Annotated in this window: 23 protein-coding genes; 9 read left to right on the plus strand and 14 right to left on the minus strand. The window is 66.5% G+C overall.

Going from position 1 to position 24807, the window contains the following annotated elements:
* Positions 1-24: 24 nt before the first annotated feature.
* Genes yihA through rpmH form a run of 5 tightly spaced genes read right to left on the minus strand, consistent with a single transcriptional unit; the run spans position 25 to position 3247 of the window.
* Positions 25-669 (minus strand): ribosome biogenesis GTP-binding protein YihA/YsxC, encoded by a 645-nt coding sequence (gene yihA, locus ACW9TV_RS00180; RefSeq protein ID WP_494303873.1) that lies wholly within the window; start codon positions 667-669, stop codon positions 25-27.
* Positions 670-685: 16 nt separating this feature from the next.
* Positions 686-2389 carry a membrane protein insertase YidC gene (gene yidC / locus ACW9TV_RS00185; protein WP_494303874.1) on the minus strand — a complete coding sequence of 568 codons (1704 nt, stop codon included), beginning with the start codon at positions 2387-2389 and terminating at the stop codon, positions 686-688.
* 10 nt (positions 2390-2399) lie between these two features.
* Entirely contained in the window at positions 2400-2678 is a 279-nt protein-coding gene (gene yidD / locus ACW9TV_RS00190) for a membrane protein insertion efficiency factor YidD (RefSeq protein ID WP_494303875.1), read from the minus strand.
* A complete protein-coding gene (rnpA, locus tag ACW9TV_RS00195; RefSeq protein WP_494303876.1) occupies positions 2675-3079 on the minus strand; it encodes a ribonuclease P protein component in 405 nt (134 codons plus the stop codon). The genes yidD and rnpA overlap by 4 nt, the downstream gene beginning before the upstream one ends.
* A gap of 33 nt (positions 3080-3112) precedes the next feature.
* Complete coding sequence (gene rpmH, locus ACW9TV_RS00200) at positions 3113-3247, minus strand: 50S ribosomal protein L34 (RefSeq protein WP_494303877.1); 135 nt, start codon at positions 3245-3247, stop codon at positions 3113-3115.
* A gap of 162 nt (positions 3248-3409) precedes the next feature.
* Here rpmH and ACW9TV_RS00205 point away from each other — a divergent pair, with 162 nt between their 5' ends.
* From ACW9TV_RS00205 to ACW9TV_RS00215, 3 genes are all read left to right on the plus strand, one after another.
* On the plus strand, positions 3410-4558 hold the full coding sequence (locus ACW9TV_RS00205; protein ID WP_494303878.1) for an acyl-CoA dehydrogenase family protein: 1149 nt from the start codon (positions 3410-3412) through the stop codon (positions 4556-4558).
* Between the two features lie 69 nt (positions 4559-4627).
* Positions 4628-5512 (plus strand): isoaspartyl peptidase/L-asparaginase family protein, encoded by an 885-nt coding sequence (locus ACW9TV_RS00210; protein WP_494303879.1) that lies wholly within the window; start codon positions 4628-4630, stop codon positions 5510-5512.
* Positions 5513-5545: 33 nt separating this feature from the next.
* Positions 5546-6271 (plus strand): TetR/AcrR family transcriptional regulator, encoded by a 726-nt coding sequence (locus tag ACW9TV_RS00215; protein WP_494303880.1) that lies wholly within the window; start codon positions 5546-5548, stop codon positions 6269-6271.
* On the opposite strand, the gene ACW9TV_RS00220 is transcribed toward ACW9TV_RS00215, so the two are convergent.
* Positions 6261-7349: a PQQ-dependent sugar dehydrogenase gene (locus ACW9TV_RS00220; protein ID WP_494303881.1), complete on the minus strand. Its 1089-nt coding sequence runs from the start codon at positions 7347-7349 to the stop codon at positions 6261-6263. The genes ACW9TV_RS00215 and ACW9TV_RS00220 overlap by 11 nt on opposite strands.
* A 66-nt stretch (positions 7350-7415) precedes the next feature.
* Here ACW9TV_RS00220 and ACW9TV_RS00225 point away from each other — a divergent pair, with 66 nt between their 5' ends.
* Positions 7416-7859 (plus strand): hypothetical protein, encoded by a 444-nt coding sequence (locus ACW9TV_RS00225; protein ID WP_494303882.1) that lies wholly within the window; start codon positions 7416-7418, stop codon positions 7857-7859.
* A 34-nt stretch (positions 7860-7893) separates the two neighbouring features.
* Here the strand turns inward: ACW9TV_RS00225 and ACW9TV_RS00230 are convergent, their stop codons facing one another.
* Complete coding sequence (locus tag ACW9TV_RS00230) at positions 7894-8799, minus strand: NAD(P)H-dependent flavin oxidoreductase (RefSeq protein ID WP_494303883.1); 906 nt, start codon at positions 8797-8799, stop codon at positions 7894-7896.
* A 172-nt stretch (positions 8800-8971) separates the two neighbouring features.
* On the opposite strand from ACW9TV_RS00230, the gene clpB reads away from it, so the two are divergent.
* Entirely contained in the window at positions 8972-11572 is a 2601-nt protein-coding gene (clpB, locus tag ACW9TV_RS00235) for an ATP-dependent chaperone ClpB (protein ID WP_494303884.1), read from the plus strand.
* 54 nt (positions 11573-11626) lie between these two features.
* On the opposite strand, the gene ACW9TV_RS00240 is transcribed toward clpB, so the two are convergent.
* Both ACW9TV_RS00240 and ACW9TV_RS00245 read right to left on the minus strand, forming a co-directional pair.
* Positions 11627-11905 (minus strand): hypothetical protein, encoded by a 279-nt coding sequence (locus ACW9TV_RS00240; protein WP_494303885.1) that lies wholly within the window; start codon positions 11903-11905, stop codon positions 11627-11629.
* Between the two features lie 144 nt (positions 11906-12049).
* Entirely contained in the window at positions 12050-13342 is a 1293-nt protein-coding gene (locus ACW9TV_RS00245; protein WP_494303886.1) for an aspartyl/asparaginyl beta-hydroxylase domain-containing protein, read from the minus strand.
* Positions 13343-13448: 106 nt separating this feature from the next.
* On the opposite strand from ACW9TV_RS00245, the gene ACW9TV_RS00250 reads away from it, so the two are divergent.
* Positions 13449-14471, plus strand: coding sequence for a hypothetical protein (locus ACW9TV_RS00250; protein WP_494303887.1), 1023 nt, complete (start codon positions 13449-13451; stop codon positions 14469-14471).
* Between the two features lie 175 nt (positions 14472-14646).
* Here the strand turns inward: ACW9TV_RS00250 and ACW9TV_RS00255 are convergent, their stop codons facing one another.
* The 3 genes from ACW9TV_RS00255 to xseA form a co-directional block, all read right to left on the minus strand.
* Entirely contained in the window at positions 14647-17694 is a 3048-nt protein-coding gene (locus ACW9TV_RS00255; RefSeq protein WP_494305096.1) for a TonB-dependent receptor domain-containing protein, read from the minus strand.
* Between the two features lie 374 nt (positions 17695-18068).
* Complete coding sequence (locus tag ACW9TV_RS00260) at positions 18069-18287, minus strand: DUF2093 domain-containing protein (RefSeq protein ID WP_494303888.1); 219 nt, start codon at positions 18285-18287, stop codon at positions 18069-18071.
* A gap of 14 nt (positions 18288-18301) precedes the next feature.
* The gene (gene xseA / locus ACW9TV_RS00265) at positions 18302-19708 is read right to left on the minus strand and encodes an exodeoxyribonuclease VII large subunit (protein ID WP_494303889.1); all 1407 of its coding nucleotides are present in this window, start codon (positions 19706-19708) and stop codon (positions 18302-18304) included.
* A gap of 84 nt (positions 19709-19792) precedes the next feature.
* Between xseA and purD the strand changes: the two genes are divergently transcribed.
* Together purD and ACW9TV_RS00275 are read left to right on the plus strand one after the other, a co-directional pair.
* Positions 19793-21082, plus strand: coding sequence for a phosphoribosylamine--glycine ligase (gene purD / locus ACW9TV_RS00270; RefSeq protein ID WP_494303890.1), 1290 nt, complete (start codon positions 19793-19795; stop codon positions 21080-21082).
* Between the two features lie 35 nt (positions 21083-21117).
* A complete protein-coding gene (locus ACW9TV_RS00275; RefSeq protein ID WP_494303891.1) occupies positions 21118-22200 on the plus strand; it encodes a phosphotransferase family protein in 1083 nt (360 codons plus the stop codon).
* A 4-nt stretch (positions 22201-22204) separates the two neighbouring features.
* Here the strand turns inward: ACW9TV_RS00275 and ACW9TV_RS00280 are convergent, their stop codons facing one another.
* Together ACW9TV_RS00280 and ACW9TV_RS00285 are read right to left on the minus strand one after the other, a co-directional pair.
* Positions 22205-22597 (minus strand): hypothetical protein, encoded by a 393-nt coding sequence (locus ACW9TV_RS00280; protein WP_494303892.1) that lies wholly within the window; start codon positions 22595-22597, stop codon positions 22205-22207.
* Positions 22594-23892 (minus strand): hemolysin family protein, encoded by a 1299-nt coding sequence (locus ACW9TV_RS00285; protein ID WP_494303893.1) that lies wholly within the window; start codon positions 23890-23892, stop codon positions 22594-22596. Before ACW9TV_RS00285 ends, ACW9TV_RS00280 begins: the two co-directional genes overlap by 4 nt.
* 193 nt (positions 23893-24085) lie before the next feature.
* On the opposite strand from ACW9TV_RS00285, the gene ACW9TV_RS00290 reads away from it, so the two are divergent.
* Positions 24086-24778, plus strand: a complete 693-nt coding sequence (locus ACW9TV_RS00290) for a YiaD family glycine zipper/OmpA-like lipoprotein (RefSeq protein ID WP_494303894.1) — start codon at positions 24086-24088, stop codon at positions 24776-24778.
* Positions 24779-24807 lie beyond the last annotated feature (29 nt).

A 24807-nucleotide genomic window follows, 5' to 3' on the forward strand; every position in this document is an offset into this window, starting at 1 on the left:
CGCCCAGCTGCCGAAAAAGCAAATTCAGGCGAACGCCGCCCCGACCACGGCCGCCCGCAGTTCGGCAATCCCCGCCTTCGTCTCGCTGCTGGTCGGAATCAGCTGCGGGTGCGCGGCGGGATGCCTGCGCGCGTCTTCAGCCACTGCCGCCGTCACGGCAGCAAGCGCCGTCGGCTTGATCTTGTCGGCCTTCGTCAGCACGATCTGATAGGAAACCGCCGCCTTGTCCAGCAGCTCCATGATTTCCCGGTCCACCGGCTTCAGCCCATGGCGGCTGTCCACCAGCACCAGCACCCGCTTCAGCGTGGGGCGGCCCCGCAGATAGTCGTTCACCAGGCGCGCCCACTGCTTCACAAGATCCTTCGGCGCCTCGGCATAGCCATAGCCCGGCATGTCCACCAGTCGCAGAACCGGCGGCTCGCCTACCAGGAACAGGTTCAGCTCCTGTGTCCGGCCGGGCGTGTTCGACGTGCGCGCCAGGCCGTTCCGCCCCGTCAACGCGTTCAGCAGCGACGATTTGCCCACATTGGACCGCCCCGCGAAGGCCACTTCCGGCAGATCCGCCGGCGGCAGGATATCCAGCCGGGGTGCAGACAGCTGGAATCCGACAGGCCCGGCAAACAGCCTGCGGCCCTGTTCCAGCAGGTCCGCCTGTTCGGCATCCGTCATCTGGTGGGCGCCTTTCTCATTTCACACCCGAAGGGGCGGGCGCCGGGGCGGGATATTTCCGCAGAAGCACCCACTGCTGCAGGATGGAAACCAGGTTGTTCACGATCCAGTAGATCTGAAGCCCCGCCGCGAACGGCGCCATCATGAACATGAAGATCCAGGGCATGAAAGCAAACACCTTCTGCTGGATCTCGTCCATCGGCTGCGGGTTCAGCTTGAACTGCGCCCACATGGTGACGCCCAGGATGATCGGCAGCACACCCAGATGCAGGAAGCCCGGCAGATCGAACGGCAGCAGCCCGAACAGGTTCAGCGGCGTCAGCGGATCGGGCGCGGACAGATCCTTGATCCACAGGAACGCCGGCTGGTGCCGAAGCTCCACTGAAATCAGCAGCACCTTGTACAGCGCGTAAAAGATCGGAATCTGCAGCAGGATCGGCAGGCAGCCGGCCAGCGGATTGATCTTTTCCTTCTTGTACAGCTCCATCAGCTCGAACTGCTGCTTCTGCTTGTCGTCTTTGTATTTTTCCTGAATTTCCTTCATCTTCGGCGCGAAGATGCGCATCTTGGCCATGCTGGCATATTGCTTGTTGGCAATCGGGAACAGCAGTGCCCGCACGATCAGCGTCAGCCCAACGATCGCCAGCGCATAATTGCCGAAGATGTCGTACAGCCATTGCAGCAGCGCGAAGATGGGCTGGGCGATGAACCAGAACCAGCCCCAGGCCAGCGCCCGGTCGAACAGCGGCACACCCAGTTCGTCGCGCACCTGGTTCAGCAGCCGCACTTCCTTGGCGCCCGCGAACAGGTGGCTCGTCGTCACATTCGCCTCGCCGCTGTTCAGCGTCGCCGAAGGCTTCAGCCAGTCCACCTGATACCGGTCCCCGTCGACGGCCGTGAAACGCGCCTCGATATTGCCTTGCTGGTCGGGGATCAGCGCCGCCAGCCAGTGCTTCGCCGTAAAGCCCAGCCAGCCGCCCTTCGAATTGATGGTCTGCGGGCCGTTGTCGCGCAGCTTGTCATAGCTGATGTCGCCTTCGCGCAGCGTGCCGTCCAGCACGGCGATGGGGCCCACATGCAGGTTGAAGGCGTCCTTTTCAGGCCCGCGTCCGGTGCGGTTCACATAGCCGAAGGCGCGCAGCGCGATTGGGCTGCCCGATGCATTCGCCACCCGCTGTTCCACGGTGAACAGGAAATTGTCGTCCACGGAAATGATCTGCTGGAAGATCAGCCCCTGCGGGCTGCGCCAGCTCAGCGTCACCGGCTTGCCCGGCGAAAGGGTGGCGCCGCTCGCGGTCCATTGCGCGTCGGCGGGCGGCGCGCCCGGCCCCACCCAGCCATAGCCGGCGAAATAGGCCTCCTTCGAACCCGAAGGCGCGAACAGCCGGATCGGCTGCGAAGGCGGCAGGGCAACCGTGTGATCGGTCAGCACCAGGTCGTCGAAGCGAGCCCCCGTCAGGTTGATGGAACCCTTCAGGCGCGGCGTCTCGATCGCCACCCGCGCGCCCCGCGATACGATCGCCTCGGCCGGCAGCGGCCCGGCCGGGGCCACCACGGGCACATTCGCCCCCGGGGTCGCCGGCCCGGTCCCCGCCGCCGCAGTCGCGGCGGGCGGCGCCTTGGGCGCGGGGAAGAACTTCTCGGAAGCAAAGGTCCATCCGAACAGCACCAGCGCCGACAGGACGACGGCGAGGATCAGGTTGCGGTTTTCCTGGGTCACTGGCTCAGGCTCACTCTTCGCGGATGGTCGGGGCAGTCGCCCGACGGAACAGGTGGAACTTCTCTGGAACCGGATCGAACCCCGATCCGCCCCAGGGGTGGCAGCGGCCGATCCGGTATGCCGTCAGCCACAGGCCGGCCAGCAATCCGTGCCGCTTTAGGGCCTCGATCCCGTAATGGGAACAGCTTGGCGAAAATCGGCAGCTGGGCGGCAGCAGCGGCGAGAGCGCCAACTGGTAAAGCCGGAACACCCCTGCGACCGCGCGGGCCGGAAGCTCGGTCAGCCTCATCGCGGCGCATCCAGCCGCCTGTGCGCCTTCTCCAGCGCCTTGCGGGTGATCGCCAGCAACTCCTCGAAGGGCAGTTCGGCCTCTTGCCGGCGGGCGATGAACACATGATCGGCGGATGGCACGGCCAGATCCGGCATGGCCAGCCGCACCGCTTCGCGCAGGCGCCGGCGGGCCCGGTTGCGCACCACGGCATTGCCCACCTTCTTCGAAACCGTGAAGCCCGCGCGCGGCAGGCCCAGATCGGTGCGCATCACCAGCAGCACGAAGGGCGGCATCGGCACCCGGACACCGGCATTCGCCGCCAGGAAATCCCGCCGCAGCTTCATCCGGCCGATCGACGGTGTCCGGACAGACGGAAACGCGGCCGGGCCAGGCCCAGCCGCGATCAGGGTTTCAGCCATTCAGCTTGTCCGGCCGGGGCCGAACGACTCGGCTCAGGCCGAGAGGACCTTGCGGCCCCGCGCACGACGGCGGGCCAGCACCTTGCGGCCACCGGCCGTCGCCATGCGGGCACGGAAGCCGTGGCGACGCGCGCGAACGAGCTTGGACGGTTGATAGGTGCGCTTCATCGGTCTTGCCTTGCAAAATAGGTTATCGGCCGAAGGCAGACGCCTCCGGCAAGAGCGGTGGCCATAGCGAAAGCCTTCCCCAAGGTCAACTTGGCCGCACCATCCGCACCTGCGACAGCTGCGGAGTGCAACTGGCCGCCGAATCCGTCTATGGCAGCTTTCATGACCCAGTTCGAACTCACAGAGGACCAGCTCGCCATCCGCGAGACCGCCGAACGCTTCACAGCGGCCGAAATCACCCCCCACGCCGCCCGCTGGGATGAAGCGCATCACTTTCCGCGCGAAACCATCCGCAAGGCGGCGGAGCTGGGCTTCGGCGCCATCTATGTGCGCGAGGAATCGGGCGGCATCGGCCTTGGGCGCCTCGAATCGGCCCTCATCATGGAGGCGATGGCCTACGGCTGCCCCTCCACTTCGGCCTTCATCTCCATCCACAACATGGCCAGCTGGATGATCGACTGCTTCGGCAGCGCGCGCGTGCGCGAAAAATATCTGCCCGGCCTGATCCCCATGGACATCATCGCCAGCTACTGCCTCACCGAACCCGGCTCCGGCTCCGACGCGGCCGCGCTCAAGACGACCGCCGTCAGGGACGGGGACCATTATGTCGTCACCGGCTCCAAGGCCTTCATCTCCGGCGGCGGCGCCAATGATCTTTACGTCACCATGGTCCGCACCGGCGGCGAGGGCGCGAACGGCATCTCCTGCCTCGCGATCGAGAAGGACATGCCCGGCGTCTCCTTCGGCGCCAATGAACGCAAGCTCGGCTGGCGCTCGCAACCGACGGCGCAGGTGCATTTCGACGGCGTGCGCGTGCCTGCGGAAAATCTGATCGGCGAAGAAGGTCAGGGGTTCCGCATCGCCATGGCGGGCCTTGATGGCGGCCGCCTCAACATCGGCGCCTGCTCGCTCGGCGGCGCGCAACGCGCCATCGATGAAACGCTCGCCTATGTCCGGGAACGCCGCCAGTTCGGCAAGGCGATCGCCGATTTCCAGGCCACGCAGTTCACGCTGGCCGACATGGAGACAGAGCTTCAGGCTGCCCGCGCCCTCCTCTATCTCGCGGCCGCCAAGGTCACGTCGGGCGCGCCGGACAAGACGAAGTTCGCCGCCATGGCCAAGCGCCTCGCCACCGACACCGGCTCGGCCGTGGTGGATCGCGCCCTGCAGCTGCACGGCGGCTACGGCTATCTGATGGACTACCCGATCGAAAGGCTGTGGCGGGATCTGCGCGTGCATCGCATCCTCGAAGGCACGAACGAAGTGATGCGCATGATCACCGCGCGCGAACTGCTGCGCGCAGCCGGTTGACGGGACACCCACCATGAGACGGACCCTCCCCTGCCCTGCGATCGGAAATGTTCCCCGAAGGCACCTCCCATGACATCGAAATGGACGATCGCCCTGCATGGCGGCGCGGGCGTCACGCCCGGCCGGGACTACAGCGCCGTCGAACGGCATCTGGATGACCTGGTCACGCAAGTCGGGGCCAGGCTGGATGCCGGCCTGTCCGCGCTGGATGCAGTGGAATGGGCCGTGGCGCGGCTCGAAGCCTCCGGCTTCTATACGGCCGGGCGCGGCTCCGCGCCGAATCGCGCAGGCCAGGTCGAGTTCGACGCCTGCATCATGGATGGCCCCGGTCGCCGGGCCGGCGCGGTGGCGGCGATCCAGGATGTGCAAAGCCCGATCCAGGCCGCCCGTGCCGTGATGGAACAGACGCCCCACGTCCTTCTCGCCGGAGAGGGGGCGACCGCCTTCGCACGAGAAGTCGGCCTGCCTGCGATCGGCGATGATCCGGCTTACTTCCGGCTGGCGATCGGCGTGGAACCTCAGGATCTCGACGTCCCGGCCGATGCGCTGGGCCATGGCACCGTCGGGGCCGTCGCGCTGGACCGGGAGGGCCGGCTGGCGGCCGCCACCTCAACCGGCGGCCTGTTCGGCAAGCGCCCGGGCCGCGTCGGCGACACCCCCCTTCCCGGCAGCGGCACCTGGGCGGATGATCTCGTCGCCATCAGCTGCACGGGCGTGGGGGAACATTTCATCCGCGCCGGCGGCGCGCATGAAGTCGCGGCCAGGCACCGCCACCTCGGGCAATCGCTGCAGGCCGCGTCAGACGCAATGCTGACTGACGTGAAAGGCTTCGGCGGCAACGGCGGGCTGATCGCACTGGGGCCGGATGCGACACCCGTTTTCGCCTGGAACTCCCCCGGCCTGAAACGAGCTGCAAATGGCTCGCATTTGCGAAAATTCGTTGCTATTGGATAGCGATCGGGTATCAGAATCCGGGGGCTTCGCAGCTTGCACCACAGTGAAGGAAACTCGCCGTACCTGCCGGATCCGACCGACGTGTCGGGCAGCGAACTCGGCAAAAGCCGGGAGACCCGGCGGCGCATTCTCGATGCCGCGCGCGACGTGCTTGCCACGCAGGGCTATCAGCGCTTCTCCACCATCCTTGTGGCGGAACTGGCGGGGCTGACGCGCCCGGCGATGCTCTATCATTTCAGGTCCAGGGCCGAACTCGTCCGCGCGACGGCCCAGTATCTGGTTCGCACAAGGATCCTGGCCTTTGAATCCGCCATCGCGTCGCTCGAAGAGGGCGGGGTTTCCGATGATGCCGCGATCGCGATGGCCATGGTGGACATGCTGTGGGAACAGCGGCAGGGCCCGGAATATGCTGCCACCGTCGAACTGCTGATCGCCGCGCGAACCGATCCTGAGCTGAAGGATCTGATCCGCCCCGCGATCGATGCGTTCGATCAGAACCGCCTGGACATTTCCCGCCGCGCGCTCCTCGGGGATCGTCCGGATACGGCTGCGTTCGAATTCACGCGCGATCTGCTGCGATTCATGATGGACGGCATGGCCCTGCAGGACTGGCTGACGGTTGACAGAGACAGCCGCCTGGTCGCCGCACGTGACTTCCTGAAGGCGCTGGTCGGATCGGAACAGGGTCGCAGCTTCGTGCAGGCCGTGGTGGCAGACCAGCTGAAGGCGGCCGCCACCCGATCCGACGTCAGCGACTGATCCGCAGCACCTTGCCCTTGGCATCGTCGGTGGTGATCCACACCGCCCCGTCCGGCGCCACGCGAACGTCGCGGATGCGTTCCCCCACCGTCCGGAACAGGCTCTCCTGCCCCAGCACCTTGCCCTCGGGCGAAAGCCGGATTCGCCGAACTTCCCGATCCACCAGCGCGCCGACCAGAAGGTCGCCATTCCACTCCGGGAACATCTTCCCACGATAGATGGCAAGGCCGGACGGCGCGATGGAAGGCGTCCATCCCAGAATCGCATCCTCCATGCCCGGATATTGACGGTAAGGGGAAATGGTGGCGCCGGAATAGTCCAGCCCCTTCGTCGCCACCGGCCAGCCATAGTTGCGGCCCGGGCGGATCACATTCACCTCGTCGCCGCCGCGCGGTCCATGTTCATGCTCGAACAGCACGCCCCGCACCGGGTCGAAGGCCAGGCCCTGCGGGTTGCGATGACCCCGGCTGTAGATCGTGCCCTGCGCCCCCGCTACCGCGACAAAGGGGTTGTCCGGCGGCACCTTCCCATCCGTGGTGATCCGCATCACCTTGCCCAGCGGGCTGTCCAGCCGCTGCGCCTGCTCGCGGAAATCGAAACCGTCGCCGGTCGTGAACGCCAGCGTGCCATCCGGCAGGAAGGCCATGCGCCCGCCGAAATGCACAGGCCCCCGCTTCAGCGGCGTCGCGGTGTAGATGGGCGTCACCTCCAGCAGGCTGTTGCCCACCAGCTTTGCCCGCGCGATCCGTGTGCCGTTGGCCTTGCCCGTCCCATGGGCATAGCTCAGGTAGATCAGGCCATTCTGCTGGAAGCCCGGGTCGGCGATCACGTCGAACAGCCCGCCCTGCCCCTCGTTGAAAACCCTCGGCACGCCGTTCACCCGGCTCATCCGCAGCCCCTCGATCCGGTGCAGGCCGCCGTTGCGCTCCGTCACCAGCACGCCGCCGCCCGGCAGGAAGGCAATGCTCCAGGGGTGGTTCAGGTTCGTCGCCACCAGCTCCACCCGCGGCTCCGACGCCACGGCAGCCGGCGCGGCCGCCAGCAACAGGGCAAGGCTCAGGAACTTCAGCCACCGCATATCCACTCTCCCGTCTTGCCCGAATGTCCGCTACGCTAGCGCCATTCAGGTCGAGAGGACAAGCAGATGACGAATTGGTGGATGCGGCTGGGCGCACTTCTGCTCGCAGCGCTGGCGACAACGGCGCTCGTCAGCCTGGGGCACAGCCTGTTCGTACAATCCGAACTGGCCGCGCTGGGCACGGCGCTGCCGATCCATGTCCGCCTTGGCGCCATCGTCCGGGATTTCGTCGGCCTGCTGCCCACGCTGGGGGCGGTTGTGTTGGGATCCCTGCTGATCGCCTTCCTGATCGCGGGCTGGCTGCGGCCTCGCGCCGGCCGTCTCGCGCCCCTGGCCTACCCGCTGGCGGGATGGGCCGCGATCGCCCTCGCCCTCTTCGCCATGCGCCTGTCCTACGGCTTTTCGCCGCTCGCCGGCGCACGCACCGGCGCCGGCTTCCTCACCATGAGCCTGGGCGGCCTTGTCGGCGGGCTCATCTTCGCCTGGGCCACTCGGAAAACCCGCGCCTAGCGCCCCTTAACGGGCCAGCCGGCGCCGCCGGCATTCAGAAAACCGGCAGGGCCGCCACAGCCTCCCGATATTCGGCCATGATCCCGTCCAGGATCTCCCTCACCGGCCGCACGCTGTCGATCCGGCCCGCCACCTGGCCAGTCAAGGCGATGGCCGCCTCCATGTCGCCCCCGAAATACAGATCCTTCGCCCGCGCCATCTCGCCGAAGATGTTGTCGGTCGGCTCCAGTTCCAGCTTCGTCGTACGGCCCGTTCGCAACGCCCGCAGCGCCGGCCCCGGTCCCTGCCGGTTCAGGAACACCGTGTCGGTTTCCTTCGCCGCCACGATCGCGTCCTTCCAGTTGGAATGCACCGGGCTTTCCGCCGCGCTCACCATGCGCGTGCCCAGCTGGATTCCGTCGGCCCCCAGCGCGAAGGCCGCCGCCATCGTCCGGCCGCACAGCATGCCGCCGGCCGCCACGATGGGCTTGTCGGTATGGGCCCGCACCAGCGGCAGCAGCACCATCGATGCGACGTCGCGGGCGTTCTTGAACCCGCCGCCCTCCCCGCCTTCCACCACCAGCCCGTCCACCCCGGCTTCCAGCGCCTTCAGCGCGCCCGCCAGGTTCGGCACCACATGAAACACCGTCAGCCCCGCCGCCTTCAACTCCCCGCAGAAGCGGTTCGGATCCCCGGCGGATGTCGTCACGAAGCGCACGCCCTGGTCGATGATGAACTTCACGATATCGGGATCGCGCACGAAGGCCTGCGCCACGTTCACGCCGAAAGGCTTGTCCGTCAGCTCCCGCATCTTCGCGATCTCGCCGCGAATGGCGTCCAGCTCGCCCGAACTCGTCTCGATGATGCCCAGCCCGCCCGCATTCGAAACGGCAGACGCCAGCTGGCTCCGCGCGATCCAGCCCATCGGCGCCTGGATGATCGGGCGCTCGATCCCAAGCATCTCGCACAGACGATTCCCCGGAAGCTTGCCTTGCATACCGCTTCTCCCCACCTTGTCATCGGCAGGAGCGAAGCATGGCCCGGGGCGCCGTGCCACCTCTCGATTTTTTCGGCCGACCCGTTGTGTGGTAATTTTGCAACACTACATCGGGGGAAAGGAGTATCAGGCGGGCATGAACATCGAAAAATTCACCGATCGGGCCAAGGGCTTCCTCCAGGCGGCGCAGACCATCGCCTTGAGGGAACAGAACCAGCGCGTCACCACGGGGCATCTGCTGAAGGCCCTGCTGGATGATGATCAGGGCATGGCCTCCGGGCTGATCGCGGCGGCCGGCGGCAATGCCCAGCGCGCGCGCGTCGCCGTGGATGCCGCCGTCTCGAAACTGCCCAGGGTTTCGGGCAGCGGCGCCCAGATGCAGTGGGATCAGGAAGTCGCCCGCGTCCTCGATCAGGCCGAACAGATCGCGACGAAGGCAGGCGACAGCTTCGTCACCGTCGAACGGCTGTTGCTGGCGCTGGCCCTCGCGCCAGAGACAGAGGCCGGCAAGGCCCTGAAGGAGGCCGGCGTGACGGCGCAGGGCCTCAACGCCGCCATCGAGGACCTGCGCAAGGGCCGCGCCGCGCATAGCGCCTCGGCCGAGGAAAGCTATGACGCCCTGAAGAAATATGGCCGCGATCTCACCCAGGCCGCGCGCGACGGCAAGCTGGATCCGGTGATCGGCCGCGACGAGGAAATCCGCCGTACCATCCAGGTGCTCGCACGCCGCACCAAGAACAACCCGGTCCTCATCGGCGAACCCGGCGTGGGCAAGACGGCGATTGCCGAAGGCCTCGCGCTGCGCATCAAGAATGGCGATGTGCCCGACGGCCTGAAGGAAAAGACCCTCTTCGCGCTCGACATGGGCGCGCTGATCGCGGGCGCCAAATACCGCGGCGAGTTCGAGGAACGGCTGAAGGCCGTCGTCGACGAGATCAAGGCGTCCGAGGGGCGGATCATCCTCTTCATCGATGAAATGCACACGCTGGTTGGCGCCGGGAAGTCCGAGGGCGCGATGGACGCCTCCAACCTGCTGAAGCCCGCGCTCAGCCGGGGCGAGATGCATGTGATCGGCGCGACCACGCTGGATGAATATCGCAAGCATGTGGAAAAGGACGCCGCGCTCGAACGCCGCTTCCAGCCCGTGTTCGTCGGCGAGCCGACGGTGGAGGACACCATCTCCATCCTGCGCGGTCTGAAGGAAAAATATGAACTCCATCACGGGGTTCGCATCACCGACAGCGCACTGGTGTCCGCCGCCACCCTCTCCAACCGCTACATCTCCGACCGTTTCCTGCCCGACAAGGCCATCGACCTGATGGACGAAGCCGCCTCGCGCCTCAGGATGGAAGTGGAATCCAAGCCCGAGGAGATCGAGGCGCTGGAGCGCCGCATCATGCAACTGAAGATCGAGCGCGAGGCCCTGGCGAAGGAAAAGGACGAAGCCTCCCGCGGGCGCCTGCAGGCGCTGGAAGCCGAGCTGTCCGATCTGGAGCTGGAGGCCGGCAACCTGACCGCCCGCTGGGAGGGCGAGAAGGAGAAACTCTCCAACGCGACGCGGATCAAGGAACAGCTGGATCAGGCCCGGTTCGAAGTGGATCAGGCCCAGCGGCAGGGCAATTTCGCCCGCGCAGGCGAACTGACCTACGGCCTGATCCCCGAGCTGGAGGCAAAACTCGCCGAAGCGGAAAAGGCCTCCGAAGCCGCCATGGTGCGCGAGGAAGTCACCTCGGAGGACATTGCCGCCGTCGTCTCCCGCTGGACGGGCATTCCCGTCACGAAGATGATGGAGGGCGAGCGCGAGAAGCTCCTCAACATGGAAGCCGAGCTGAACAGGCGTGTGATCGGCCAGCATGATGCCGTGAAGGCCGTCTCGAAGGCCGTCCGCCGGGCTCGTGCCGGCCTGCAGGATCCCAACCGCCCGCTGGGCAGCTTCCTGTTCCTGGGGCCCACGGGCGTCGGCAAGACCGAACTGACGAAGGCGCTGGCCGATTTCCTGTTCGATTCATCAGATGCGATGGTCCGCATCGACATGTCGGAATTCATGGAAAAGCATGCCGTCGCCCGCCTGATCGGCGCGCCGCCGGGCTATGTCGGCTATGATGAAGGCGGTGTCCTCACCGAAGCCGTCCGCCGCAGGCCCTATCAGGTCGTGCTCTTCGACGAGGTGGAAAAGGCCCACCCCGACGTGTTCAACGTGCTGCTGCAGGTGCTGGATGACGGCCGCCTGACAGACGGGCAGGGCCGGACGGTGGATTTCACCAACACCATCATCGTGCTCACGTCGAACCTCGGCAGCCAGTTCATCGCCGCGCTGCCGGACGGCGCCGATGTGAAACAGGCCGAACCGCAGGTGATGGAAGTGGTGCGGGGCGCCTTCCGCCCCGAATTCCTGAACCGCCTGGACGAGATCATCCTGTTCCACCGCCTGGGGCTGGAGCATATGGGCTCGATCGTGGACATCCAGGTGGATCATGTGCGCAAGCTGCTGAAGGACAGGAAGATTTCGCTTGTCCTCAGCGAAGGCGCGCAACATTGGCTGGCGCGCGTCGGCTATGATCCGGTCTATGGCGCCCGGCCGCTGAAGCGCGCAGTCAGCAAGCATCTGGTCGATCCGCTGGCGGAACTTCTGCTGTCGGGCGAGGTTCCCGACGGCGCCACCGTGACCGTGACCGACGGGGACGGGAAGCTCCTCATGGCCGTATCGACCGACGCGACGGCTCAGGCGGCCGCCTGAACCGTCGTCCGATGAAGGTCGGGCGCCCCCCGCCCGGGCGCCTGACCGTGTCGGTTACTGGCTGTTGGTGCCGGTGCGATTGCGGACGATCAGATCTTCCACATTCTTCTGGGCGTCCTCGTTTGCGCGCGCCCATTCGGCGTTGGTCTTGCAGATCCGCTCCTTCTTCACCAGCGAACCTGTCACCTGAATCTTGCGGCAGCGCACATAGTTGGGATCCTTCGGATCCAGCTTTTCGGCGCCTGCGTCGGCGGATGCCGCGGCCAGAAGCGGCGCGGCCGGGGCAAGGGATCCGGCCGCAAGCAGGGCGGCGGCAATCAACAGTCTCGGCATTCCAACCTCCAGATCAATCCGCGCCCGATGGCATCGCATGAGCCGCGCTTCGGTAACTCGATTCCACTCGATATGCACAGATAAAGTGTCGCCCGTCTATTGCCCGGCTGCAAGTCCTACCTGCATCGGCATGTCTCAAGCGCCTCAGCTGCGTCCCCGCCGCCCCGTCGGATCATGTCCGGTCGCATCCGCCGCTGCGAACATCGTCACAAGCAGATCCTGCTCCGTTTCGGTCAGATGCGGATTCCATACATCGAAAATCAGCACCACGCGCAATTCGTCACTGTCGTTCCAGGCCTCGTGCTCGATCGTGTCATCGAACGCGAAGGCTTCCCCCGGCTTCCACGTCCGGGTCTCGCCGCCCACGCGGAACCCGCAACCCTCCGGCACGATCAGCGGCAGGTGAATGATCGCCCGTGTGTTGGTCACCCCCGTGTGCGGCGGAATCCGCGTGCGCGGCTTCAGCAGCGAAAAGAAGGCGCTCGGCCCCCGGCCCGGGATATGGTTGCGCGGCAGTGCCGCCAGGGCCTTCGCGGTTTCCGGGCAGGCATCCAGCACCGGCCTGTTGGGCTCGCCATATTCCCACAGGAAACACGCCCCCCAGTCCAGCCGGTTGTCCAATGCGCTCCACTTGTTTTCCGGGGTTCCCTTTTCCTGCCGCACATAGGGCCGGATCGCGTCGGATCGGTTTGCCGCCAACGCCAGGAACTCCGCTCGGATGGCGTCCGTGCGGGCCTCCAGCGCCGGCATCCAGGGAAACAACCGGCGTTCGAAGAACTCGTCGGCGGGCAGGAACGGGTAATGCACACCTGAACATTCGTTCGTGTAGATGCGCCGCCTGCCCAACATGGAATCGACACAGGCGCCGAACCGCCGTCGCGCAGTGTCGTCCGCAGCCTTTACGGCCTCAGCCAGGCCGATCTCCAGCCGGGCTGCGAAATCCGCATTCTGCTCCGCGACAAGGCGACGCCCCGCCTCGATGCGATCCTGCAGGGCCGGCGGCATGTCCTCGATCCCGGCCGCCATCGCCAGCACGTTTCGCCAATGTTCAGCCGCGCGGGGCAAGTTGCCGTCTGCCTGGTGCCAGTCAGCCAGTCGCATCTGCGCCATCAGGTGCCGTTGATCCACGGCGATCACCGCTTCCAGGGCCGCAAGCTCGCCCGGCCGGTCGCCCTGCCCCCGTTTCGCGGCCGCAAGGTTCATCAGCAACGCCTGCTGCCCGGGATCGGCTTTCAGCGCAGCGTCGAACAATTGTTCGGCAAGGGCGAAGTCGCCATCCGCAAGCGCCCGCAGCCCACGCGCGTTGCACACCACTGGATGCGTGCCGTCGATCCGCATCGCTTCCTGCAGCAGCGCCAGTTCCTGCGCCGACTGCCCGGCCTGCCGTGCCGCGGCTGCCCCCCGCAACAACTGTTCCAGATCCCGTGCCGAAGCCATAGGCCGCAAAATCCCCCACCTGCAATTTGCCGAAGCTAGGCCCCGGCGTTCCGCCACACAAGAAGCCTGATTGCGTTCCGCCCGCGCGGCATGCCATCAGCCTGCCATGGCCGATCCCGCCCTCGTCGCCCGGAATCCCGAATGGCTCGCGCACCGCTACGACCCTGCCGGAGACAGGTTTCATTTCCTGCATGTTCCGCGCGAACGCCACCGGGCTGTCCCGTTCCTCACGGATGAATATCTGGCGCCAGCCGAACCCCCTGTCGTGCTGGGCCGCGAATGGGCGCATTCGGCAGCGCCCCCGCCGGCGCCGCTGCATTATATCTTCCACTCGGCCTTCTGCTGTTCCACCCTTCTGGCGCGTGCGCTGGATCAGGTAGGCCTTGCCATGGCGCTCAGCGAACCCGTGCTGCTGAACGACATTGTGGGCTGGCGGCACCGGGGGCCGGTCGAATCCGTGCAGGTGGCCCGGGCCCTTGATCATGGCCTGCAACTTCTGGCCCGCCCATGGGGCGCGGCAGAGGCTGTGATTCTGAAACCGTCCAACCTCGTCAACGCGCTCGCCCCGGCGATGCTGGGGCTTCGGCCAGGCAGCAGGGCCCTGCTGCTGCACGCCCCGCTCGATGATTTCCTTGGCTCGATCGCGCGCAAGGGCCTTTGGGGCCGCATCTGGATCCGGGATCTGTTCCTGAAGCTGGGGCGGGAAGGCCTGCTGCAATTCGGCATCGAAGGGCAGGATCTGCTGAAGCTGACGGATATCCAGATTGCCGCCCTGTGCTGGCTGGGCCAGCAGCGGCAGTTTCATTCGCTTTCGGCCAGCTTCCCGGATCGCATCCGCACACTGGACAGCGAACGGTTCATGGCGAACCCTCAGGCCACGCTCGCAGCACTGGCCCTGCATTTCGGCCTCGACCTCCCGGCAGACATGCTCGGCGGCATCGTCAACGGCCCTGCCTTTACCCGCAACAGCAAGACAGGCGGGGCATTTTCCGCATCCGACCGCGCGGCGGATCGCGCCTCGGGCCTGAAGGCCCACGCCGACGAGGTAGAGAAGGTCTCCGCCTGGGCGCGTGAAGTCGCCAGGGTCCAGTCGATCCCGCTCGACCTGCCCAATTCCCTGCTTCCCTGACGCGCGATTTCGCTGAGGCTTCCGCGCGGGGCCAGCCCGCGCCTCATCTTGCGTCATCCGATTTGCAGGATCGGAAAGGCAGCCTTCGGCAATCTTCGTCCACTCAAACAGAAAGGGGCGGGCCTTTCGGCCCGCCCCCTCTGTTTCCGGTCAACAACCGTGACGTCCGGTCCACTTAGAAGCGGATGCGGGCGCCCACGTTGAAGCGACGGCCCAGCGCGTCGTAGGTCGACGGATAGACGTTGCCGCTGTTGAACGACGTCGAACCGATCGAGTTCCCGACCACCTTCGGCTGCTTGTCGAAGAGGTTGGAGATCGCGAAGGTGAACGAGAAGGTCTCGCTCGCCTGGAACCGGGCCGACAGGTCAAAGATATTGTAGGCCGGGATGTGGTTGAAGTCGGCTTCCTTGCCGTTCAGGTTCCCGCCCGACAGCGTTCCCTTGAAGGCTTCGGTGTTCGGATCGCCCGCACCTTCATAGGTCACGCTCGACAGGTGCCGCCACAGCAGCGAGATGTCGAAGTCGCTGATCGTGAAGGTGTTCCGAACCGACCAGGACCAATCCGGCTGGATCGAGCCGCAGCTGGTGCCGAACTTGCCGACGCAATCGATCGCGACAGACGTCGGGGTCGCCTGGAAGACGGACTTGCCGGTCCAGTTACCCGTCACCGCGAGCTTCCAGTCCACGGACCCGAAGTTGGTGCCGTAGTTGATCGAGAAGTCGACGCCATCCGTTTCGAGACGGCCGAGGTTCGAGAGCGGCAGGTACAGGCCGGGAACTTCAGCCGAGTCACCGGAAAGCGTACCAGTCTGGTTCGAACGACGGATGATGGTGCAGGCTGCGGTGGTCGAAGCGCCAGCCGCGGGGCTGAACGGGTTCGGGCCGAAGCAGGCATCGATGCCGTCTTGCGGGGTGGGTTGCGTGATCGCGTCGGTCACGGTGATGTTGTAGTAATCAACCGTCAGGCTGAGGCCCGGAGCGAATTCCGGAACCCAGACCGCGCCCAGCGTCCAGGAGTTGGACGTTTCCGGCTTCAGATCGACGTTGCCCGCGAAGGTCGCATTCGCCTGACCGGCGGTCGGAACCGAGATGGAGCCGATGGAGGTCAGCGGAGCGCCCTGCGCAAGGCAGACCGCCAGCAGTTCACCGGACGGAACCGGACGACCCAGCGAACCGCCCTGATCGTCCAGGTTGGCGCAGGGATCATCGGCCAGGTTGGTCAGGCCCGTGTTCACCGGCGAGAAGAGCTCGGCGATGTTCGGGGCGCGGACGGCATGGGCATAGTTGCCGCGGAACTTCAGGCCTGCGCCGGGCGACCAGCTGCCGCCGATCTTCCAGGTCCAGGTGTCGAAGCTCGGGTTCGTCGGCGCGTCGACCGAGTACTTGGAATAGCGAACGCCGCCTTCCAGGGTCAGCTCTTCGGCGAAGGGCTTGTCCTGAACGAGCGGGGCGATCACTTCGCCATAGAGTTCATAGACGCTGAAGCCGCCGTCGATGTTCGGAGCTGCACCACCGGCGCCGCCCAGGTCACCCGATTGCGACAGCAGGTCGGACTTCTGCTGGGCCGAATAGTCCCGCCATTCGGCGCCGAGGGCGAAGGCCACCGCGTCCGTCGCGAACGGAATGGCAACGCCGAAGTCGCCCGAGATGCTGCCCTTGGCTTGCGTCAGGCTGAACTTGTTGGTCGTGACCGACGATTCGTTCAGGAAGTCGTTCATCGCCGGCGTGATCGAACCGGTCGCGCCGAACAGGTTCAGCGGAACGCAGCCGTTCGACGTGTCGAAGCAGCCATTGGCATTGGCCAGCATGGACTGGCGCACGCGGGAGTTCAGCCAGTAGCCGTCAGCCGCAGCCGCATTCTCGGATTCACCGTAGCTCGCCGACACGTCATAATCGATCGTGCTGGTGATCGCGCCACGCACACCCGCCTGATAGTCGAAGAAGGTGGTGTCATAGGTGGAAACCCGCGGACCGCCTTCCACGTTCCGACGCGAAACCACAGCCGACACGCTGCGGTAATCCGCATCGCCAGGCTTCAGGTTCGGGTTGGCCGCAGCAGCGCACTGCGCCGCCGTGAAGCGGGGCTGATAGGTCGAGGTCGGATCAATGTCGACGTTACAGAAGGCGTTGCGCTGCGCCGTCGTCAGGAACGGGTTGTTCAGCGGAACATCGACGGTCAGGCCGAACGCGCCCGAGGGGGCGATGATCGTCTGCACCTTGTTCTTCGAGAAGATCGCCCGGGTGTAGAATTCCAGGTTCTCGTTCACTTCGTAGCGGCCAGCGGCGTAGACGTTGAAGCGCTTGAACGGCGTCTGGAACACGTTGTACGGGTTGAAGTTGAAGGCCGAGAAGGCAGTGCCCGCATTGAACGCGGTGCCATCGTTGTTGACCTGGCGCTGGCTTCCCTGCGGGTTGCTGCAGTTCGGGAGGCCCGGAACAACCGGCACGCCAGTGGTGTTGCAACGCTGCGCAACGAGCGGATCCGAAGAGTTGGCAATGAGGTTGCCAGCCGTCGGGTTCACGTTCGACCAGCGCGAGGGGGTCGAAGTGCCCGAACCACCGGCTGCGCCGTTGAAGCTGTCATAGGAGAAGCGCGAGAAATCGCGGTCATCCTGCAGCACCTGGTCGGATTCCAGATAGCCGATGCCCAGCGTGACGTTGCCGCGACCATCGTCGAAGCCCGCACCCATCACCATGTCGAGGCGGAGCGACTGGCCGTCACCCTTTTCGGTGAGGCCGTAGCCGCCGTTGATTTCCACGCCGGTGAAGTCACGACGCGTGATGAAGTTGACGACACCCGAAACGGCGTCGGCGCCGTAGGTGGTGGAGGCGCCGCCGGTCAGCACGTCCGCACGCTCGACGAGCGCCAGCGGAACGTTGTTGAGGTCGAAGCGGCCGTTCAGTTCGGCCGGCACCAGGCGCTGGCCATCGAGCAGCACGATGTTCCGGTTGGAACCCAGGCCGCGCAGGTTGACGAACGACGCACCGCCGTTGCCGTTGTTCACGGCCGAACCGATCGACGGAACGATGCCGGGGATGTCGCGCAGGACCTGCTCGGCGTTGGTCAGCTGCTTCAGGTCGATTTCGTCAGCCGACGTCACCGTGACAGGCGTGGCGCGCTCGAGGTTCGGATTCTTGATGAGCGAGCCGGTCACCACGATGGTTTCGGCTTCAGCTTCGGCGGCGGCCGTGGACTGCGCAAAGGCCGCAGGGCCCGCAAGCATGGCGATGCTGACGGCAGCGGTGGCAACCGAGCCCTTCAGGGTGGCGCGCTTGTGCCAGAGTGTTTGGGTCACGTGTGTCAGTCCTTCCTTTATCGCGCTTCCAGATGGTCCGGCCGAAACCGGATATCCCTCCACCTGGAATACGCCTTGCTTGTCCCGTACGGCCGCGCGCGCTGTGTGCATTTGCACCAAAACAAGGTGTGCATTTGCACCATGAACGAGACGCAATCCGACCGGTCGCCTTGAGGCTTGGTGGCGGTATCACCAAAAAGCCCAGCATCTGTAAAGGAGCCGTCGCCTTTCAGCGGATTGTTGCGCGGCGCTGTTGCCCTGTTGCCACAGTATACGATTCACGTCGTGCTACAGCGCAATGTTCAGAGCAGCCCTTTCGCCCGCGCCTCCGCATAGCGCCGCGCGGCCGCCTCGGCAGAGGCATAGGGCTCCTGCAGTTCATGGCTCCAGTAGCGCAGCGACGAAAGCGGGATCTTCTGCCCCGTCACCGCGCAAACCACATGGTCACCATCGGCGATCACCTTGAAGCTGCCGGATAGATAGCGAAGCCTGGCGGGGCGGCCGGCGGCAAAGTTCAGCATGTGCGGGGTTTCCTTCAGAAAAGCCGGCCCTGCGGGCCGCCGGCTGGCGGCTTCGCACCGGGCGTTGAACGGGGTTGCGACGAACCGGCGGGCCGCGCCAGCACCTCGCCATCGGCAAAGACGATCCGCAGCTGGGCGGCGGCGGCGGCATCCGCGGCACGGCGGGCAACGGCCCCGTCGGGCAGCCGCACCAGCGTGAACCCCCGCGCCAGTACCGCTTGCGGCGACAGCCCTTCGGCCAGCCGGAAGCCGGCGGCAAGCGAGGCCCGCGCAGCCGAGAGCCGCGCCCTCAGCAGCGCCGGGTTCGGCGTCACGCGCGGAGAGGCGAGCAGCGCCCGCTCCCGCGCAAGATGGTGCACCAGCAGCCGGGGCGTCAGCCGGCCGCCCGCAGCGGACAGGCGCGCCTGCAACAGCCGCGCGCGCGTCAGCAGCGCCCTCGGCAGCCGTTCGCCCGCTTCGTCCAGCCGCTGCCGCGCCAGCCCGGCGATCGCCTGCGGCCGGGGCAGGCGCGCGGCCATCGCCTGCAGCCGTTCCGCCCGCAGCAGCCGCGCACGACGCTCCGCCCGCTGCGCCCGCAACCCCAGCTCGGCCAGCCCTTCCAGCAGGTCCGCCCGCACGGGAACCGCCAGTTCGGCCGCCGCCGTCGGCGTCGGCGCCCGCAGCGCGGATGCGAAATCGATCAGCGTCGTGTCCGTTTCATGCCCCACGGCCGAAATCAGCGGAATGCGGCTCGCCGCCGCCGCGCGCACCACGATTTCCTCGTTGAAGGCCATCAGATCCTCGATCGAACCGCCACCGCGCGCCACGATCAGCAGGTCGGGCCGGGCGCCGTCCGGCATTGCGTTGAAGCCGTGGATGGCCGCCGCGATCTTCGCGGCCGCGCCGTCGCCCTGCACCGGCACCGGCCATAGGCTCACCCGGCGCGGGAACCGGTCCCGCAGGCGGTGCAGGATGTCGCGGATCACCGCCCCCTGGGGCGAAGTGACAATGCCGATATGCGAAGGCAGGAACGGCCGCTGCGGCTTGGCGGCCCGATCAAACAGCCCCTCCGCCTCCAGCCGCCGCCGCCGCTCCTCGATCTGCTTCAGCAGCGCGCCGACGCCCGCCACCTCCATCCGCTCCACCACCAGCTGATAGCGGGAGGATTTGGGATAGCCCGAAAGCTTCCCCGTCGCGATCACCTCCAGGCCGTCTTCCGGCCGGAAGCCCAGTCGCTGGAAATTGCCCTTCCACATCACCCCCGCCAGCACGGCGTCGGCGTCCTTCAGGTCGAAATAGGCATGGCCCGATCCATAGACCTTGAAGCCAGACAGCTCACCCCGCACCCTGACCAGCGAGAAACGGTCCTCCAGCGTCCGCCGCACGCTCTGGGCCAGTTCGGAAACCGAAAACTCGGGAATGTTGGGCGCCTGTGATGCCATGCCGGACGCCATACCGTCGCTTCGCGGTCACTTCAAACCCGCGCGCCCTTCCCTCTGTCGTCAACTGCGCCTAATCGGCGGCCCATGCCCAGCACAGCCTTCCCGATCCTCCTCCTCGGCAGCGGCGGCCGCGAACATGCGCTTGCCCTGAAACTCGCTGCCTCGCCGCGATGCAGCCGCCTGATCGCGGCCCCCGGCAACCCCGGCATCGCAAGGGTCGCTGCGCCCGCGCCCGGGCTCGACATCCTGGACCCGGCCGCCGTCACCGCATTCGCAAGGTCCGAAGGCGTCGGCCTCGTCGTCGTGGGGCCGGAAGCGCCGCTGGCGGCAGGCGTGTCCGATGCGCTCCGCGCGGCCGGCATCCCCGTCTTCGGCCCCAGCGCCGCCGCCGCCCGCCTCGAAGCCTCCAAGGCCTTCACGAAGGAACTGTGCGACGAAGCCGCTATCCCGACGGCCCGCTACCGCCGCTTCGATGCGCCGGAACCGGCGCTGGCCTACGCGGCCGCCCATGCGCTACCCGTCGTCGTGAAGGCCGACGGGCTGGCCGCTGGCAAGGGCGTCACCGTTGCCGCCACCCATGGCGAAGCCGAAGCGGCGCTGCGAGAGCTTTTCGCCAGCCCCGGCGCCGAAGTGGTGATCGAGGAGTGCATGACCGGCGAGGAAGTCAGCTTCTTCGTGCTGGCGGACGGCACGACCGCCCTGCCCCTGCTCGCCGCGCAGGATCACAAGCGTGTGGGGGACGGCGATACCGGCCCCAACACCGGCGGCATGGGCGCCTATGCCCCGGCCCGGGTGTTCACGCCCGATCTCCAGGCCCGCACCATGGCCGAGATCATCCAGCCAACGCTGAACGCCATGGCCGCGCGCGGAACGCCCTTCAGCGGCGTCCTGTTCGCCGGGCTGATGCTCACGGAAACCGGGCCGAAGCTGATCGAATATAATGTGCGCTTCGGGGATCCCGAATGCCAGGTGCTGATGGCCCTCCTCGAAAGCGACCTTGCAGAGCTTCTTCTGGCGGCCGCGCAGGGCAATCTCGCGGGCCGCTCCGCCCGGTGGAAATCCGGCGCGGCCGCCGTCGTCGTGATCGCGGCGCGCGGCTATCCCGGAACCCCGTCAAAGGGCGGGCGGATCGAAAACCTCGATGCGGCCGAAGCAACAGGCGCCCGGGTGCTGCACGCCGGCACCGCGCTCGATGCCCAGGGCCATCTGGTCAGCAGCGGCGGCCGGGTGCTCGGCGTCACCGCCGCCGGCCCCACCGTGGCCGATGCGGTCGCCACGGCCTATGCGGCCGTCGAAAAGATCAGCTTTGCCGATGGCTTCTGTCGCCGCGATATCGGCTGGCGTGAAATCGCCCGCGAACGGGCAGACGGCTGACCGCGAAGGCCAGCCGCCAAGGGAAGGATCGAAGCATGGCGAGCCGCCAGGAACAATTCTCGGGCACGACGGAGGTGCGCGAAGCCCACCGCTTCGACGAGGCCGCGCTCGAAGCCTGGATGCGCGACAATGTGCGTGATTATCAGGGCCCGCTCGAAGTCCGGCAGTTCAAGGGCGGCCAGTCCAACCCCACCTATAAGCTGATCACGCCGAAGCGCTCCTATGTGCTGCGCCGCAAGCCGCCGGGACTGCTCGTCGCCTCGGCCCATGCCGTCGATCGCGAATATCGGGTGATCTCCGCCCTGTTCGCCCAGGGGTTCCCTGTCGCGGAAACCTTCGGCCTGTGCACCGACGAATCCGTGATCGGCACCTGGTTCTACGTGATGGACTGCGTGGAGGGGCGGATCATCTGGGACGGCACCTTCCCCGATGTCCCCACCTCCGAACGGCGTCGCTATTTCGATGCCATGAACGACACGATCGCCCGGTTGCACAGCATCGATCCGGTCGCCGCCGGCCTTGGCGACTTCGGCAAGCCGGGCAACTATTTCGCCCGCCAGATCGGCCGCTGGTCGAAACAATATCTCGAGGATGAAGCCGCCGGCCGGGTGCCGGAAATGGACAAGCTGGTCGAATGGCTGCCGGCGAACATCCCCCCCGGCGACGAAAACGCGATCGTCCACGGCGATTACCGCTGCGACAACATGATCTTCCACCCCACGGAGCCGAAGGTGCTCGCCGTCCTCGATTGGGAGCTCAGCACACTCGGGCATCCGCTGGCGGATTTCTCCTACCATCTGATGATGTATCGCATGCCGCCCACCGGCACCGTCGGCCTGACCGACGTGAACCTGTCGGAAATGAACATCCCGACCGAACTGGAATATGTGGAACGCTATTGCGCAACGGTTGGCCGCAACGTGTCAGACGTGACGGCGAACATGGATTTCTACATTTCCTACAACATGTTCCGGCTGGCCGCGATCGTGCATGGCATCCGGGGCCGCGTGGTGCGGGGCACTGCCTCCAACGCGCATGCCAAGGCGATGTCGGCAACCGTGGAACCGCTTGCCAAGCTGGCCTGGGAACAGGCGCTGAAGGCGGGCGCGAAGGGCTGACCCCTCAGCCCGCCGCGCGGTCATCCGGGGATGCGGGCTGGCGGTCCCGCACGATCTCGCCGTCCAGCACCACGCCCGTGCCGCGCACGGCGGCGTCGCGCTCCAGCTCGGTGCCCATGTCGCGCAGTCCGTCCACGGCCCGGCTTCCCATCCAGCCGAAGGCCAGGATCAGGCCCATGCCCATCAGCCAGAAGATGATGACAAGGCCCTGCGCCAACCCGCCCGCCATGGCGAGGCCGTCCGCCAGCCACTGGGTCTTCGCCAGATCGATCTCCAGCCAGCGGCTCACCGTGGTGACGGCCGCGCCGCCCGCGCCGGCGATACCGTGAAGCAGCCAGGCAAACAGCGACCAAAGCGCCGCCAGCAGGCCGAACAAGCCCCAGACCAGACCCTTCATGACACCTCCACCCTCGAGACAATCAGCTTGTCGATCTTGCGCCCGTCCATGTCGACGACTTCGAAGCGCCAGCCACGCGTTTCGACGGATTCGCCCGTCGTCGGAATATGCCGCAATTCCGCAAGCACCAGACCGGCGACCGTCTGATAGTCCCGTTCCTCATCCAGCCGAAAATCCAGCCGCTCGGCCAGTTCGTCGGCAGCAAGGCTGCCGGAAACCAGCCAGCTTCCGTCCTCGCGCTGCACCAGCGCCGGATCGGTCTGGTCGTCCATGTCCGATCGGAACTCGCCGGCGATCGCCGCCAGCAGATCGGCCGGTGTCACAACACCTTCGAAGTGGCCATATTCGTCGATCACCACAGCCATCGGCACATCGGCGTCGCGCAACGCGGCCAGAGCGGCGGTGGCCTCCGCCACGTCCGGCACCACCGGCGCCTTGCGCACCAGCCCGGCCAGTCCAAGCGGCTTGCCGTCAAGCAACGCCGCAAGCGCATCCCGCGCCTGCACCACGCCGACGATCCGGTCGATGGAACCTTCCCCCACCAGCAGCCGGCTGTGCGGCGTCGCGATCAACCGTGCCCGCACCTCGGCCTCGGGCGCGTTCAGATCCAGCCAGTCAACCTCGGGCCGCGGGGTCATCACGCCGCGCACCTGCCGGTCGGCCAGCCGCATGATGCCCGAAATCAGCTCCCGCTCCTTGCCCTCGATCACGCCAGCCACTTCGGCTTCCTGCACCACATGGCGCAATTCCTCTTCCGTCACGCTGTTGTCCGCGTCCCGGCGGATCCCCAGCAGCCGGAAGATGAAGCCGGTTGAGGCGTCGAGCAGCGTCACGAAGGGGCCCGTCAGCCGGGTCACGAACCGCATCACGGGCGCCACGATCACCGCGATCCGTTCCGGCGCGCGCAGCGCCAGCTGCTTCGGGACAAGCTCTCCGATGATCAAGGAAAGGTAGGTCACCACCACGATCACCAGGATGAACCCGGCATTCTCGGCCCAGGCCCCGGGCACGCCAAGGCTTTGCAGCCATTGCGCGGCCGGTCCCGCCAGGCTCGCGCCCGAATAGGCCCCGTTGGCGACACCCACCAGCGTGATGCCGATCTGCACGGCGGAAAGGAATCGGCCCGGATTCTCCTGCAGGTCCAGCGCGGTGCGCGCACCTCGCACATCCGCGCGCTCCATCACGGAAAGCCGGGGCTTGCGGGCAGACACAATTGCCAGCTCGGCGCCGGCAAAGAAGCCATTCAGCGCAATCAACGCGAGGATGATCGCGACATCGGTCCAGGGAAAGGCCATGATTGTCGTCGTTATGCCGCCTGCCGCCGGATTTCTCAAGCAGGCCCGGCAATTGTCCTGTACGGGATGGTCAGCGGAACGTCAGGGGTTTATTCAGTTTCAGCCGGGGGGAGGTCGCAGGCCGCGCATCAGCCAGCCGCACCGAAGGCCGGCAGAGCAAAGGTCTTTGGAAATGAGACTGAGGAGAGAGCATATGGCCATCCCGGCACGCAGGCAGAAGTCGCAACTGATGATCGGCGGGGCGCTCGCGGCGCTCCTTCTCGTCACCGGCTGCACCACCGATCCCGTCACCGGCCAGCAGACGATCAGCCGCGGCGGCAAGGGCGCGCTCGCGGGCGGCCTCGGCGGCGCGCTGCTCGGCGGGCTGATCGGCGGCAACACCGGCGCGCTGATCGGCGCGGGTGTCGGCTCCATCGCGGGCGGCGGCATCGGTTCCTACATGGACAAGCAGGAACGGGAACTCCGCCAGGCCACCGCCGGCACCGAAATCCAGGTGGAACGCCAGGGTGACGAGATCAAGCTGACCTTCCCCGACACGATCACCTTCGATTTCAATTCCTATGTCGTCCGCCCGGAAATGCGCGGCCAGCTTCAGGAAGTCGCCAAGGTGCTGAACGCCTATCCGTCCACCGTGATCGGCGTGTTCGGCCACACGGACAATGTCGGCTCGGCCGAAGTGAACCAGCGCCTGTCCGAACAGCGGGCGGAATCGGTCGCAGGCACACTCGAAAGCTTCGGTGTGGCGCGCGCGCGCATGCAGCCACGCGGCTTCGGCTTTACCCAGCCGGTCGCCTCGAACGACACGCCGGAAGGCCGGGCGCAGAACCGCCGCGTGGAAATCCGCATCATCCCGGTCAGCCAGGAACAGATGCAGCAGCACCAGTAGGCTGAAGGCGGCTGCATTCCTGGGCCGGA

The organism is Sandaracinobacter sp. T42, from assembly GCF_059115405.1.

What these genes read in the sequence shown, in the direction of transcription:
- yihA (WP_494303873.1), bottom strand. Translation starts at nt 669, where the DNA reads ATGACGGATGCCGAACAGGCGGACCTGCTGGAACAGGGCCGCAGGCTG.
- yidD (WP_494303875.1), bottom strand. Translation starts at nt 2,678, where the DNA reads ATGAGGCTGACCGAGCTTCCGGCCCGCGCGGTCGCAGGGGTGTTCCGG.
- rnpA (WP_494303876.1), bottom strand. Translation starts at nt 3,079, where the DNA reads ATGGCTGAAACCCTGATCGCGGCTGGGCCTGGCCCGGCCGCGTTTCCG.
- rpmH (WP_494303877.1), bottom strand. Translation starts at nt 3,247, where the DNA reads ATGAAGCGCACCTATCAACCGTCCAAGCTCGTTCGCGCGCGTCGCCAC.
- ACW9TV_RS00205 (WP_494303878.1), top strand. Translation starts at nt 3,410, where the DNA reads ATGACCCAGTTCGAACTCACAGAGGACCAGCTCGCCATCCGCGAGACC.
- ACW9TV_RS00210 (WP_494303879.1), top strand. Translation starts at nt 4,628, where the DNA reads ATGACATCGAAATGGACGATCGCCCTGCATGGCGGCGCGGGCGTCACG.
- ACW9TV_RS00220 (WP_494303881.1), bottom strand. Translation starts at nt 7,349, where the DNA reads ATGCGGTGGCTGAAGTTCCTGAGCCTTGCCCTGTTGCTGGCGGCCGCG.
- ACW9TV_RS00225 (WP_494303882.1), top strand. Translation starts at nt 7,416, where the DNA reads ATGACGAATTGGTGGATGCGGCTGGGCGCACTTCTGCTCGCAGCGCTG.
- ACW9TV_RS00230 (WP_494303883.1), bottom strand. Translation starts at nt 8,799, where the DNA reads ATGCTTGGGATCGAGCGCCCGATCATCCAGGCGCCGATGGGCTGGATC.
- clpB (WP_494303884.1), top strand. Translation starts at nt 8,972, where the DNA reads ATGAACATCGAAAAATTCACCGATCGGGCCAAGGGCTTCCTCCAGGCG.
- ACW9TV_RS00240 (WP_494303885.1), bottom strand. Translation starts at nt 11,905, where the DNA reads ATGCCGAGACTGTTGATTGCCGCCGCCCTGCTTGCGGCCGGATCCCTT.
- ACW9TV_RS00245 (WP_494303886.1), bottom strand. Translation starts at nt 13,342, where the DNA reads ATGGCTTCGGCACGGGATCTGGAACAGTTGTTGCGGGGGGCAGCCGCG.
- ACW9TV_RS00250 (WP_494303887.1), top strand. Translation starts at nt 13,449, where the DNA reads ATGGCCGATCCCGCCCTCGTCGCCCGGAATCCCGAATGGCTCGCGCAC.
- ACW9TV_RS00255 (WP_494305096.1), bottom strand. Translation starts at nt 17,694, where the DNA reads ATGCTTGCGGGCCCTGCGGCCTTTGCGCAGTCCACGGCCGCCGCCGAA.
- ACW9TV_RS00260 (WP_494303888.1), bottom strand. Translation starts at nt 18,287, where the DNA reads ATGCTGAACTTTGCCGCCGGCCGCCCCGCCAGGCTTCGCTATCTATCC.
- xseA (WP_494303889.1), bottom strand. Translation starts at nt 19,708, where the DNA reads ATGGCATCACAGGCGCCCAACATTCCCGAGTTTTCGGTTTCCGAACTG.
- purD (WP_494303890.1), top strand. Translation starts at nt 19,793, where the DNA reads ATGCCCAGCACAGCCTTCCCGATCCTCCTCCTCGGCAGCGGCGGCCGC.
- ACW9TV_RS00275 (WP_494303891.1), top strand. Translation starts at nt 21,118, where the DNA reads ATGGCGAGCCGCCAGGAACAATTCTCGGGCACGACGGAGGTGCGCGAA.
- ACW9TV_RS00280 (WP_494303892.1), bottom strand. Translation starts at nt 22,597, where the DNA reads ATGAAGGGTCTGGTCTGGGGCTTGTTCGGCCTGCTGGCGGCGCTTTGG.
- ACW9TV_RS00285 (WP_494303893.1), bottom strand. Translation starts at nt 23,892, where the DNA reads ATGGCCTTTCCCTGGACCGATGTCGCGATCATCCTCGCGTTGATTGCG.
- ACW9TV_RS00290 (WP_494303894.1), top strand. Translation starts at nt 24,086, where the DNA reads ATGGCCATCCCGGCACGCAGGCAGAAGTCGCAACTGATGATCGGCGGG.